The sequence below is a fragment of the Methanosarcina hadiensis genome, assembly GCF_046529725.1.
Taxonomy (GTDB): Archaea; Halobacteriota; Methanosarcinia; order Methanosarcinales; family Methanosarcinaceae; genus Methanosarcina; species Methanosarcina hadiensis.
Window position 1 is genome coordinate 3862050 of the sequence record NZ_CP136241.1, and the last position, 12316, is coordinate 3874365.

Annotated in this window: 13 protein-coding genes; 6 read left to right on the forward strand and 7 right to left on the reverse strand. The window is 40.3% G+C overall.

The window, feature by feature from the left end:
- Nucleotides 1-131: 131 nt before the first annotated feature.
- The gene (locus RSJ42_RS16570) at nucleotides 132-434 is read right to left on the reverse strand and encodes a DUF1894 domain-containing protein (protein ID WP_410508345.1); all 303 of its coding nucleotides are present in this window, start codon (nucleotides 432-434) and stop codon (nucleotides 132-134) included.
- A 323-nt stretch (nucleotides 435-757) separates the two neighbouring features.
- On the opposite strand from RSJ42_RS16570, the gene RSJ42_RS16575 reads away from it, so the two are divergent.
- From RSJ42_RS16575 to RSJ42_RS16585, 3 genes are all read left to right on the forward strand, one after another.
- On the forward strand, nucleotides 758-1744 hold the full coding sequence (locus RSJ42_RS16575; protein WP_410510287.1) for a transposase: 987 nt from the start codon (nucleotides 758-760) through the stop codon (nucleotides 1742-1744).
- Nucleotides 1745-2232: 488 nt separating this feature from the next.
- Nucleotides 2233-2691 (forward strand): DUF1890 domain-containing protein, encoded by a 459-nt coding sequence (locus RSJ42_RS16580; RefSeq protein WP_410508346.1) that lies wholly within the window; start codon nucleotides 2233-2235, stop codon nucleotides 2689-2691.
- Nucleotides 2688-3062 (forward strand): DUF1894 domain-containing protein, encoded by a 375-nt coding sequence (locus RSJ42_RS16585; protein ID WP_410508347.1) that lies wholly within the window; start codon nucleotides 2688-2690, stop codon nucleotides 3060-3062. Before RSJ42_RS16580 ends, RSJ42_RS16585 begins: the two co-directional genes overlap by 4 nt.
- Before the next feature lie 179 nt (nucleotides 3063-3241).
- On the opposite strand, the gene purM is transcribed toward RSJ42_RS16585, so the two are convergent.
- Nucleotides 3242-4243, reverse strand: coding sequence for a phosphoribosylformylglycinamidine cyclo-ligase (gene purM, locus RSJ42_RS16590; protein WP_410508348.1), 1002 nt, complete (start codon nucleotides 4241-4243; stop codon nucleotides 3242-3244).
- A 21-nt stretch (nucleotides 4244-4264) separates the two neighbouring features.
- Entirely contained in the window at nucleotides 4265-5680 is a 1416-nt protein-coding gene (locus RSJ42_RS16595) for an aspartate kinase (protein WP_410508349.1), read from the reverse strand.
- Between the two features lie 435 nt (nucleotides 5681-6115).
- On the opposite strand from RSJ42_RS16595, the gene RSJ42_RS16600 reads away from it, so the two are divergent.
- Nucleotides 6116-7309: a cofactor-independent phosphoglycerate mutase gene (locus RSJ42_RS16600; protein WP_410508350.1), complete on the forward strand. Its 1194-nt coding sequence runs from the start codon at nucleotides 6116-6118 to the stop codon at nucleotides 7307-7309.
- Between the two features lie 306 nt (nucleotides 7310-7615).
- Nucleotides 7616-8077, forward strand: coding sequence for an Hsp20/alpha crystallin family protein (locus RSJ42_RS16605; protein ID WP_410508351.1), 462 nt, complete (start codon nucleotides 7616-7618; stop codon nucleotides 8075-8077).
- A 197-nt stretch (nucleotides 8078-8274) separates the two neighbouring features.
- Here the strand turns inward: RSJ42_RS16605 and RSJ42_RS16610 are convergent, their stop codons facing one another.
- Nucleotides 8275-9204 (reverse strand): cation diffusion facilitator family transporter, encoded by a 930-nt coding sequence (locus RSJ42_RS16610; RefSeq protein ID WP_410510402.1) that lies wholly within the window; start codon nucleotides 9202-9204, stop codon nucleotides 8275-8277.
- A gap of 363 nt (nucleotides 9205-9567) precedes the next feature.
- The gene (locus RSJ42_RS16615; RefSeq protein WP_410508352.1) at nucleotides 9568-9936 is read right to left on the reverse strand and encodes a hypothetical protein; all 369 of its coding nucleotides are present in this window, start codon (nucleotides 9934-9936) and stop codon (nucleotides 9568-9570) included.
- Nucleotides 9937-10355: 419 nt separating this feature from the next.
- Between RSJ42_RS16615 and RSJ42_RS16620 the strand changes: the two genes are divergently transcribed.
- On the forward strand, nucleotides 10356-11120 hold the full coding sequence (locus RSJ42_RS16620) for a coenzyme F420-0:L-glutamate ligase (protein ID WP_410508353.1): 765 nt from the start codon (nucleotides 10356-10358) through the stop codon (nucleotides 11118-11120).
- A gap of 143 nt (nucleotides 11121-11263) precedes the next feature.
- Here RSJ42_RS16620 and RSJ42_RS16625 read toward each other — a convergent pair whose 3' ends face one another.
- Both RSJ42_RS16625 and RSJ42_RS16630 read right to left on the reverse strand, forming a co-directional pair.
- The gene (locus tag RSJ42_RS16625; RefSeq protein WP_410508354.1) at nucleotides 11264-11587 is read right to left on the reverse strand and encodes a cupin domain-containing protein; all 324 of its coding nucleotides are present in this window, start codon (nucleotides 11585-11587) and stop codon (nucleotides 11264-11266) included.
- Nucleotides 11588-11684: 97 nt separating this feature from the next.
- Nucleotides 11685-12146 (reverse strand): deoxycytidylate deaminase, encoded by a 462-nt coding sequence (locus tag RSJ42_RS16630; protein ID WP_410508355.1) that lies wholly within the window; start codon nucleotides 12144-12146, stop codon nucleotides 11685-11687.
- Between the last annotated feature and the right edge of the window lie 170 nt (nucleotides 12147-12316).

The following is a 12316-nucleotide window of genomic DNA, read 5'->3' on the forward strand; positions in this document are numbered from 1 at the left end:
TAATATAGTCCTAATATAGTCCTGAAAAAAATAAGGTAAAATAAACATATAAACGTAAACAGAATTTAGTGCTGGGCCTGAAATAAATTTAAAAGGAAAAAAAGCTGAAAAGCAGCCCTTTTGCTGCTCCCTTATTTTATCTTCTTTATATTTTTGTCCTTTTTATACCGCTCTCTAAGTTTTTCAATTTCTTCGGTTTCATTTTCTATCCTGAGTACAAAAAGACCGAAACAGGGTTTTATAAATTGGAATAATATGGCATTTCCTGAAAAACCAATAGGGATAGATGTACCAAGCAGGAAAATGCCTTTTATTTTGTACCCGCCGGGTACAAGATACGTCTCCTCCGAGTGCTCCTTAATAAAGCTTTCACATTCTTTCGGATTAGCATGCTTCAGAAGAATTTCGAATTTGTACTCACTTAAACACACCATTTTTGTACCTTTTGTGTCCTTTTCTGCAGATCGGCCAGGAAAACTCTAAAAGTTACCACTACCCCGTATGACCGCTAATAAATTTACAGGTTAAAGTTATGAGGGGATGATATATAGATATAACATCTTAAAAAGAAAAGCGGAAGACTCTGCGGAAATCTTTGATTTATTCCGTGTATTTGCATAACACCAGAGCAAAAAGTCAATCATTATAAAAATAGGACTTACGCGGTTGAAGCACTTTTTCATAAGTTACATTAAAATACTTTTTTTAATATATTGGTATAAATATAATCAAAAAAAAAATCTCTGGGTTGAATTAAATAAATCCTCCTAAATGCACTGATCTCGATTACATCAACTTTCTTATCGCTTCTTCACGCGTATTTAGCTGTACCGAAGCTTCAAAGTGCAGTTATTTAGATTCTAATAATCCGGCTCATGACTCTTTTACCCGTCTTCTTCTAAGGCAGCCTCCGGATACGGAGGCTTTATGGGAAGAAGTAAAGGATATAGTCACTCCTTATACTGGCTTTCTTGTTTTCGACGATACTGTTCTGGATAAACCATATTCCAAGCATATGGATCTTGTTTACAGACAATGGAGTGGTAAACATCATCAGATTGTAAATGGGATCAATCTTGAAACCGTTGTCTGGACGTCTAATGACGCCATAATCCCTGTTGACTTTAGAATTTACGATATAAATACTGATGGAAAAACAAAAAACGATCATTTCCTTGATATGCTAAATAAGGCAGAAGAACGTGGTTTTAAGCCTGAATTTGTTCTGTTTGATACGTGGTATTCCAGTATAAAGAATCTCAAAGCGATCAGGAAAAAGGGATGGCACTGGTTAACGAGATTGAAGAAAAACCGGTTAGTTAATCCTGATAAGACTGGTAATGTAGCAATTGAATTGTTAAGTATTCCACCAGAAGGAATAACGGTTCATCTGAAAGAATATGGTTTCATCAAAGTATTTCGGATAGTTTCCGAGGACGGAGACACGCAGTATTGGGCTACAGATGTACTGGATATGAAAGAAGAAAAAAGGAAAGAGTTAGGGAAAAAAGCATGGAAAATTGAAGAGTACCATAGAGGAATTAAACAGTTTTGTGGAGTAGAACGCTGTCAGGCAAGAAGAAATAATGTGCAGAGAGCACATATTATGATGGCACTAAGAGCATTCCTAAGATTTGAAGTCCAAAGAATGAAAACAGGAATGACATGGTTTGAGACAAAGTTAAGCATTACAAGAAATGCTGTAAGTCAATATATCAGAAAACCAATATATGAATTAGATTAAAAAGTAAAAAACTCGAAAGCTGCCTGCAAAGCAGGCAAGTGCGTAAGTCCTAAAAAATTAAAACAAGGGATTAAATCACTGTAAAAACCAGAGCAAAGAGCTAGATCATTGTAAAACCAGAACAAAGAGTTAGTTTATTGTAATAAACCAGAGCAAAGAGTTTGATCATTGTAAAAACCAGAACAAAGAGTTAGATCATTATAATCCATTTGTAATTATACCAGAAATATTTTTACAGGTAAAGATCAGTCAGAAAGATGCGAAGGTTCTAAGATCCCAAGAATGGTCCTGACAATTTATATATTAACTTACTGATAATATCATGTTAAATCAGACCTTACAATTATTGAAAGGACTTATGGATAACTGCTGAAAAAATGCTGTCTCACTTCAAGAGTTTCCGCTGAATATCAATTGCAAAGGTTGAAATTCAGGGTTAACTCATATCACATCCTTACAGATAAAACACCTCGGAGAAATGAAATATTATGACCGGTGCAAAAGTGCTCCTTATGATGGGATGTCCAGGGGTCCCTATTCAGACCAGTATTGCTCTGTATCTTTCCCACAAACTGACCAATTTAGGATTCGATGTAACCGTTGCCGGAACAGGCGCCGCAACCAAGCTTTTGAAAGTTTCCGATTCCGATAGTTACTATGCAAAGAAGCTGACGGATCTCGATAAGACTCTGGAAGACATTATTGAAAAAAAGACGGATTTTGACATATGCTTTGCTTTCATGCATAACGATTCCGGAGTAACTTATGCAGCAACAGTAAGCGCCCTTTCTCAGGCTAAAATGTATTCCATTGTCTTTGGCGGGAGCGCCGAGGAATTAGCCCAAACGATAGAGTTCGAATGTGAGAAGATTGTTACGCAGGACACACACAATCCCATGCGCCTTAAAAACAAGCTGGACAAAGTAATGGGGGAAATAGCCAGATGAGCTGTATAGAGCAGATGAAGTACACAATCCTCCTGGAAAAGACTACTTATAAAGATGCCAGAGAGTATATTGAGAAAAACTCGGATGAAGTTTACTATGTATCTCCGGGTTACAAAATCTTCAAGGATTATTACGTAATAGGAGTGCCTCCGATCGCTATAGGAGTTAAAGGCAATGCACTGATTTTCACCTATACAAAGCCCTGTCACGGGAGTTTTGTCCTGACAATAGATAATGAGGACAGCGTAAAAGAGATTAATCGACTCAGGGAGATGGAGACAGAAAATAAAACCGTTCCAGTAAAAAAAGGCAAACCTTCTGAAAGTTCCAAAGTGTCTTCAAGCAGTTATCAGGATATGTGGAAAAAATGAACCTGAAAGGTATCGTATTATTGAAAAGTATCGTATTATAAAAGATTCCCTGATGAAATTCCAGGAAAAGATCAAAAGAACAGGATTTCAACATAGGGGAAGCGAGCTTTTTCTTTTATCTTTCCCCTAAGTTGATTTTTCAAATTAAGTTTTACATTCTTTTATTCTTTACACATCTTTTATTCTATTATCAAGTCTTTAACTTTTATTCCGCTTTCCACTATTTTTCCCACTATTTTTCCGCCTGTTATTTCTATAGCTTTAGCAGCATCTTTTTCCGGCAGGATAATTAAAAAGCCCATTCCCATGTTAAAGGTTCTGTACATTTCGAAGTCATCGACTCCGCCTTCTTTCTGCAGGAATTTGAAAATTTCCTGTGGCTCCAGAGGATCGTAGAAGTCAAAACCAAGTTTTGTCACCCTTCTCAGTTTTAAAAGCCCGCTACCGGTTATGTGGGCAAGCCCGTGGACTTCACATGCTTTAAGGACATCAAGGACTTCAATATAAATTCTGGTAGGCTCAAGAAGGTCGTCTCCTATGGTCTTTGAGCTGTCATACGGGCAGGGATCATGATAAGAGTATCCGGATTCCTGCATGATTTTTCTCACAAGGGTGTAGCCATTACTGTGGACGCCTGTGCTCGGGATGCCGATAATTACGTCACCTGCCTGGACTTTTCCCCCTTCAATAATATCCTCTTTTTTAAGATATCCGAGGCAGGTGCCTGCTAGGTCAAAACCTTTAATGATATCCGGAAGAGTAGCGGTTTCTCCACCGACAATGGACATCCTGGAGATTTCTGCTCCTTTGAGTAACCCTTCTCCTATCTGTGCGGCAAAGCCTTCCTCATGTTTTTCCAGGGCAAGGTAATCAACAAATGCTACAGGTTCAGCCCCTATTGCCAGAAGGTCATTAACATTCATTGCGATGCAGTCTATGCCTACGGTATTCCAGCGCTGCATCTCATTTGCAATGAGCACTTTTGAGCCGACCCCATCCGTTGTCATTGCAAGGGCATACTCCCCGAAGTCCAGAAGCCCTGCATAGTGTCCTATCCCTGTGAGAGGAGCTCCAATACCCTTTCGAACATAACTCAATTTGTCGATAAGGGTTTTGACGGTTTTTTCTTCTTCTTTAATATTCACGCCCGAATCCGCGTATGTTAGGTGCTTTTCGCTCATTGTGTGACACTTCCTGCCGCTTCATAGCTTTTTTTCAATTCCGTTCCCATTATAAAGCTGAAATTCATCGTGCAGAGTTTTGACTGCGGCATATGCGTCATCTTCCCTGACCACGAAAGAAATGTTGTACTGGGAAGATCCCTGGCTGATCATAATAATGTTAATCATTGAATTTCCAAGTGCCCCAAATACTCTTTTTGCCACTCCGGGAGTTCCTGCCATTCCTGCCCCTACAACCGCGACTACGCATACATTTCTATCCGAAGTAATCTCCTTTACGATTTCACGGTTGAACTCGGAATGGAGAGCTTTTAATGCAGGCTCCACATGTGGTTCACTGACAACGAAAGAGAGGTTGGATTCCGAAGACCCCTGGCTGATCATAACAATGTTTACCCCTGCCCTTGCAAGAGCGGTAAAAACCCTTGCCACAGTCCCGATCGTCCCTGCCATTTCGGCGCCTGAGATATTTATAAGGGCTACGTTTTTGATCAGGCTTACGGCTTTTACAACATGCTTGCACTGGAATTTCTCAGCCACCACGAGTGTACCCGAGAACTCCGGATCAAAGGTGTTTTTGACTCTTACCGGGATATGCTCACGCATCGCAGGTTCAATAGTGCGCGGGTGCAGTACATTTGCTCCGAAATAAGAAAGCTCCATGGCTTCTGCATAAGAGATCTGAGGTATGGTCTTTGCTTCGGGCACAATCCTCGGGTCTGTTGTCATTATCCCGCTTACTTCTTTCCAGAGCCAGATCTCGTCAGCTTTCAGGGCTGCTCCAAGGATAGAAGCTGAGAAATCAGATCCGCTTCTCCCGAGAGTAGTAACTATTCCGTCTTCATTTTCCCCTATGAAGCCCGTAACAACAAGAATATGGGAATCAAGCCTGCAAGTAAGCCTTTTTGATACAAGCTCATATGTCCTTTCAAGAGGGCGCGCATTCCCGTAATCAGACGTGGTTAAAATCCCTGCCTCTCCTCCGGTGTATTCAATCGAAGGAATCCCAAGGGACCGGACAGCGCCTGAAACGATAGGAGCAGCCAGGCGCTCTCCATATGAAGATATATAGTCAATTGACCTGCTGGTAAGTTCACCAAGATAACAGATTCCGATCAGGGCTTTTTCAAGCTCGTCTATCCTGAGGTCAATGATCTGGAGGACTTCTTTTGCAACATTGGGGTTGTCGATGGCGTCCCTTATAGCTTCGTGGTGTTTGTTTGTGAGTTCTGTTTTAAACTCTTTTACAAGCGAAACCTTGCCCTTTGTTGAGGCAAGGCGAGCGTTTTCCAGAAGCCTATCGGTTACTCCGCCGAGTGCCGAGGTCACTACCACAATCTGGTTGCCCTCATGGTATCTTTTAAGAAGCTGGGCAACATGACGGATTTTTTTTCCGTCCCCAACGGAAGTTCCTCCAAATTTCATTACAATTTTCATGATCGGATCACGTTTTAGCTTTAAGTAGGGTATTCTCACATCTCTATTTTTTCTAATGTGTTACTCTTAGTATTAGATATTAATTAATCTGACCATTATTGTCAGATTCACAGGCCAGTCTGGTACTATCGTTAGTTACAACCTGATAGATATGCTGTTAGTGCACAGCCGCTTTTCAGGACTGATCCTGCCTGTAAAGACTACTTTTTTCCGGCTCTCCCGTCACTTAATATATTTTATGCTGAGAGCCTGACGTCTATAGGATATGGATACTATATTATAATGTTTGTGTAAAATGGGTATAGGAATTGAAACGTTAGGATCGGCAGAAAAAGCTTGCTGGCAGATACTAAAAGAATATTATAAAGGTACCTGGTGGAAAGTGATATATTTTATCTGTAAGAAGAGGGGTAAGTAGTTGAAAAAGGTGAAGCAATGAAATATGCCGTACTTATAGGAGATGGAATGGCTGATTACCCTATAGAGAAACTGGGTAACAGGACTATTCTACAGGCAGCCCGAACACCTGCGATGGATTCCATTGCAGCGCGCGGCAAAACAGGGCTTGCAAAGACCGTACCTGATGATTTTCATCCGGGAAGCGACGTTGCAAATATGTCAATTCTGGGATATGACCCGGCAACCTATTACTCAGGAAGAGCTCCTCTGGAAGCTGCAAGTATGGGAGTGTCTCTTGCGGCAGATGACGTGGCTTTCAGGTGCAATCTTATTACCATAGAAAACGGGAGAATAAAAGACTACAGTGCAGGGCATATAAGCAGCGACGAAGCAGAAATTCTGATAGATACACTTGATTCCGAACTTGGGAAGGATAACATCAGGTTTTATCCGGGAATAAGTTACAGGCATCTCCTTGTTGCCAGGGATAACCTGGGAGCTGAAATGGAATGTACGCCTCCGCATGATATCACAGGAGAAAAGAAAGATAAATATCTTCCCCGAGGAAAAGATGGAGAGTTTTTCTCAGAGATAATTGAAGAATCTATGACTGTCCTGGAACTGCATCCTGTTAACCTGAAGAGAGTACAGGAGGGCAAAAATCCGGCAAATTCCATCTGGGTCTGGGGACAGGGTTATGCCCCCAAATTCACGGCTTTCAAGGAGCTTTACGGGAAAAAGGGAGCTATCATTTCTGCAGTGGACCTGCTTAAAGGCATTGGAATATATGCAGGGCTGGATGTAATTGAAGTCCCCGGAGCAACCGGTTACCTGGACACAAATTATGAAGGGAAAGCCAGCGCAGCCATTGAAGCTCTGAAAACCAGAGATCTTGTTTTCGTACATGTGGAAGCTCCTGATGAGGCAGGGCATGAAGGAAGTACTGAGAAAAAATTGAAAGCAGTTGAGGATTTTGACAGCCGCATAGTTGCTCCTATCCTTGAATATGCCGAAGCTTCAGATGAGCCTTTTACGATCCTTGTGCTTCCTGACCACCCGACTCCTGTTTCCGTAAAGACGCATACAAAGGACCCTATCCCGTTTGCAGTTTACAGGACTGATAAACCTGATCCGGATACTGTGAAATCCTTTGATGAGGACTCAGTTAAAAATGGTTCAATGGGGCTTGTAAAAGCTTCAGACCTGATAGGGATACTTGTAAAGAGCTAAGTTTTTCAAAGCTCTTTATAAGTTTTCCTGTTTTCAGGTTCTTTATAAAACTTCCTGTTACCTGATTTTTTTTCAGGACTTATTCACGGTTTTCACATCGGAAGCCTTTAAACTTTCTCAAGAAATTGATTCTAATCGATTTTCCCGGAAATTCTTTTTCTTTTATGCGTTTTTATTTCGTCCAGGCTCTTTTTTTCGGTACATTTTAGCTAAATTGCCTGAGAAAACTTATATATCCATTCTCAATATATTCAAAATTGCAAATCTATATCTGCATAATTTTTTTACTTAAGGGGGAATATTAAGATGAGATGGCCTGCTAAAAGATCGTTTTCAGGACCCTCGCGCTGGGATCCTTTTGAAGAGATTAGAAGAACACAGGAACGCCTGAACCAGCTGTTTGAAGACTTTATGCCTATGGAAGAATGGGGCGGTGGAAAGGTATACACTCCTGCCATTGACATTAAAGAAGAAGAAGATAAACTCCTGGTTACCACAGACCTTCCAGGGATCAATAAAGAAGATGTGGAAATCAATCTTAAAGAAGACATGCTTGAGATCAGTGCGAAAACCAGCAAGGAAAAAGAGTCCGAAGAAGAAGGATACCTTCGCAAGGAAAGAGCGTATACACAATTCTACCGTTCTGTTCGCCTGCCTTCCAGTGTCAGGGAAGAGGGATCTACTGCAAAAATGGAAAACGGTGTCCTGACAATTACTCTTCCGAAAGCAAAAATTGAAGAGCCGAAAAAGAAGATCGAGATCGAGTAATCTTTGAAAACAGAAAATATCCTTCTATGAAACCTCAGACTGCGATGAAACTCGCAGTTTTTCTTTTCCACGTTCTTTTTCTATATTCTTTTTCTACGTTCTTTTTCTATATTTTTTTCTATATTTTTCTATACTTTTTTTTATCGGATTATGTATTTATTCCAATCCTGTATTCTCTTTTGGCCCTTTTTTGGTTCTTATAACTTACCACTGTTATTTGTCCCGTATGTATTCTTTTTATAATATTCAGAATCAGAACACGGCTCTACACGAATTGAGAAATGCCCGTTTTTACCGCATATCTCCTTTAATCTGTCTTCAACATGCGTTGATATTTCATGTGCATCCAAAATACTCAGATCCCTGTCAACTTCTATATGGACATCAGCAGCCATTGCGTTTCCGATTTTTCGAGTTTTGAGCTCATGAAACCCCAGCACGCCTTCTGTAGACAATAAAGCTTCCTCAATACTCCTGTATGTCTCAGAATCCAGTGAAGCCTCCAGAAGTTCATTAAGGCTTTTATAAGATACCTCAAGTGCTACCTTAAGGATAAAGAAGCTCAGTGCAACTGCAGCTATTGGGTCGAGTACCACCCATTTGCCTCCAAGGTAGATCGCTCCTCCGACCCCTATCATGGTTCCTACCGAAGAAAAAGCGTCAGAACGGTGATCCCAGGCATTTGCGATTAAAGCGTCACTCTTAAGTTCTCGCCCATACGCTATGGTGTAACGGTAAAGCCATTCTTTTATTATAATCGAAAGGACTGCCGCAATAAGAGCAATTTTACTTGGTTCTGGAAGTGCTTCTCCATGATAAAATGTGATTACCTTCTGAATGCCTCCCCAGAAAATTCCAGCAGCCGCTACAATAAGCATTAGGCCTATGAACGCTGCAGTTAAGGTCTCAATTTTCCCGTGTCCATAATTGTGTGTACTGTCTCCCGGTTTTTTGGCGACCTTTAAACCCACAATCACTGCTATATCAGTTATAAAGTCAGACAGGGAGTGAGCCGCATCAGCGATTATTGCTGAACTATTGCCTATAATCCCTGCAGTAAACTTAAACCTGTCAATAAAAAGTTTAAGACCATCGAGACTTTTGTTACGTAGGCTGCTTTTGTATATCTATAATTCTCTTCCGGGTCAGAAAGATTTTTTATGCTTGTGTCATAGGCATCTGTCATAATTTCTCAGTAAATTTTAACTCAGTTTGAATAAATTTGAGGTATTATGGTCTTATTTTAATGTTTTTTTGGACTAGGGACTATAAATAAGTAATCAATAGATTTAAAAATTCTCTTTCATTGATTGAAAGCATAATTGTCTTTTTGTTACTGCTTTTTAACTTTCTTTTTCTCTTCACAGTAATATTAATTTTAAATCGCGCGTCTGTATGGTTTACTTTATAGAGATACTGGTACTTAACTGATATTTTTGCTTCTTTGGTGTTTTTGTAGTTTTATTGAAGGATATTTTTTCTTAAGGTCTTTAGCCATAGTGAGGGAAAATATACCTTATTTCCTTTGGTCTTTCTCCTTCTTGTTCTTCATCTTCCTCCGGAAATTCCTTATTCCTTCCGGCTTCGTACATTGCAATTTCAGGATGCTGTTTCAGGAATTCCCGCGAATAATTAGTAGTTTCCTTTGCTGAGGACTGGAAAGTTTTATCGATTTCTTCTCTGCTGAACTGCCCGTGGTAAAGAAGAAGCTGAGTCACCTTTTCTCTTGTCGCCTGAGGTTCGTTCTCGTAATCCAGAGAATAAAATAGTTTGCTTATAATAACTCTCAAGCTCCAGGATCTGCTTCGTTCATTGTCTTTTAATTCAAAAGGGCTCTTTTGCTTAATTTTCTGTACCATTTCATTCAGGTCATACTGACTAATGTTTAACACCCCTGAAGGAATTTGGTTTGCAAGCTAGATAAAAATTCTTAAAATTCTCCTAATCTGGCTTGAGAACTTATTTCAAAACAAAATTCAACCGAAAACTGGACAAAATAGAAAAGGCGGGTTTATGCATGCAAAACTCGAGAAACACAATAAACGGAAGATAGAATAAGTCAGGAAACAGTGTAAAAGGTGCGGCATCAGGAAATTATTCTCATCATCTTTTGCTCAGCCGGGGTAACTCTCATCATCGCCGCATGATCCAGTATATCGGTGGTCTTATTTATGGTTACTGCCTTTACTGCTGTAAATTATTGATCTATGAAAGTACTTCATAACGCTGTAAATCATTTTTCCCTAACTTATGACTTTAAAACCTTTGAGGAAACCCTTTGAAATTCGAAGCAATTGCCGTAGAAAAGATTCCCCTTATTCATAAAGGGGACGACCTGCCTTCTATTATCTGTAAAAGAATCGAACTCAAGGACAGAGACATCATCGTTATCGCCTCAACCATTGTTGCAAAAGCCGAAGGGGAAATCTTCAGGCTCGAGGATATCACCCCAGGGGAACAGGCTCTTGAAATTGCGGCCCGTACAGGAAAAGATTCCCGCTTTATTCAGGCTGTCCTTTCAAGGAGCAGGGAAGTTTTTGTCGAGGCACCTTTCATGCTCGTGACAACACTTGCAGGGCACACCTGTGTGAACGCAGGAGTTGATGAGTCCAACATTGAGAACGGGTTTTTACTTTACCCTCCTGAAAATCCGGACTCCAGTGCTTCAAAACTCGGAAAGGAACTTGAAAAGCTTAGCGGGAAAAAGCTGAGTGTAATTGTTACGGACACAAACGGGAGAGCTTTCAAGATAGGGCAAACAGGAGTTGCTATTGGTATTTACAAAATAAAACCAATAAAAAGGTGGATAGGGGAGAAAGATCTTTTCGGCAAAACCCTGGAAATTACAGAGCAGGCAATTGCTGATGAGCTTGCAGGCGCTGCCAACCTCTTAATGGGAGAGGGGGCAGGCGGCATGCCTGTTGTAGTCATTCGAGGGCTTGATTATTATTTTGAAGGAAACACTTCTATAAAAGAAACATACCGCCCTGAAAACCTGGATGTTATCAAAAAAGGCCTCCGATGCCTGCGGAACAAAAAATAAGCCTGAGGAATAAAAAATAAGCCTGGGAAAAAAGGTAAAAACGAGTAAAACGGGATTGAGCAAAAATAAGATCTTGGAGTAATAAGATCTCGAAGTTAATAAGACCTGGAGTTAAGGTCTTAAAATAAAAAAACGAGAGTATATTACGAACGTATCATGGTCAGAACCATCTTGAACCTTTCCACGGCGTTCAGCGCATGTGGTTCGTTGGCAGGCATTATTATCATGTCCCCTTTTTCCAGAATATTTTTGTTTCCGGAAATAATGATTTCTGCCTTTCCATCTATTACCTGAACCATGGCATCGAAGGGTGCAGTATGTTCGCTAAGCCCTTCTCCTTTATCGAAGGCAAATATAGTCACGGTTCCGGTGCCTTTACGGATAATTTCCCGACTTACAACCGATCCTTCCTGGTAGTCAATCAAATCTTCGACTTTTATTGTTCTGGCTTTTAATTCCTCAGGCATTATTCCACCCCTTACTCCTATTCCTTAATTACTCTTACTTTTTTTCTTAATTACCTCTTACTGCTATTCCTTAATTACAATATAGCTTATCAGGTATTCAATATTTCAGCTCAAAAGGAATATGTTCTACTTCCAATCCCGCGCTCCTGAAGAAAGCAAGGGAATCGGTATCAGGGTAAGGTATTGAGTATACTACCCTTTTGATGTTTGAGTTTATAATCATCTTCGCACACAGGATGCACGGCTGATGCGTGCAGTAAATAGTTGCTCCTTCAATGCTGACACCATGGATTGCAGCCTGAATAATTGCGTTCTGCTCAGCATGCACTGCTCTACATTTCTCGTGCCTTGTGCCTGAGGGAATTTTTTCAAGGTCCCTGATACATCCAACGTCAAGGCAGTGTTCCATACCGCTTGGTGCCCCGTTATATCCGGTTGAAAGAATTCGTTTATCCCGGACGATTACTGCTCCTACATTATTACGGAGGCAGGTTGCCCGTTTGCCCACTACATGGGCTATTTCAAGGAAATATTCGTCGAGGGAAGGTCTTTCTGTCATTATTTTTAATGAACAGTAAATGGTATATATAGTTATAACGTTAGAACTTGTACTACTTCTAACAATAAATTTAAAATGAATGAATTAACGCTATATAGAGAAAGAATTGTTTTTCGAGGAAGATTAATATAATCCATAGAATATAGAACTGAGACGGATAAACTTATTTA

Excerpts from the sequence above, each read along its gene's own strand:
- RSJ42_RS16570 (WP_410508345.1), bottom strand. The coding sequence starts at position 434 with ATGGTGTGTTTAAGTGAGTACAAATTCGAAATTCTTCTGAAGCATGCT.
- RSJ42_RS16580 (WP_410508346.1), top strand. The coding sequence starts at position 2,233 with ATGACCGGTGCAAAAGTGCTCCTTATGATGGGATGTCCAGGGGTCCCT.
- RSJ42_RS16585 (WP_410508347.1), top strand. The coding sequence starts at position 2,688 with ATGAGCTGTATAGAGCAGATGAAGTACACAATCCTCCTGGAAAAGACT.
- purM (WP_410508348.1), bottom strand. The coding sequence starts at position 4,243 with ATGAGCGAAAAGCACCTAACATACGCGGATTCGGGCGTGAATATTAAA.
- RSJ42_RS16595 (WP_410508349.1), bottom strand. The coding sequence starts at position 5,680 with ATGAAAATTGTAATGAAATTTGGAGGAACTTCCGTTGGGGACGGAAAA.
- RSJ42_RS16600 (WP_410508350.1), top strand. The coding sequence starts at position 6,116 with ATGAAATATGCCGTACTTATAGGAGATGGAATGGCTGATTACCCTATA.
- RSJ42_RS16605 (WP_410508351.1), top strand. The coding sequence starts at position 7,616 with ATGAGATGGCCTGCTAAAAGATCGTTTTCAGGACCCTCGCGCTGGGAT.
- RSJ42_RS16615 (WP_410508352.1), bottom strand. The coding sequence starts at position 9,936 with ATGGTACAGAAAATTAAGCAAAAGAGCCCTTTTGAATTAAAAGACAAT.
- RSJ42_RS16625 (WP_410508354.1), bottom strand. The coding sequence starts at position 11,587 with ATGCCTGAGGAATTAAAAGCCAGAACAATAAAAGTCGAAGATTTGATT.
- RSJ42_RS16630 (WP_410508355.1), bottom strand. The coding sequence starts at position 12,146 with ATGACAGAAAGACCTTCCCTCGACGAATATTTCCTTGAAATAGCCCAT.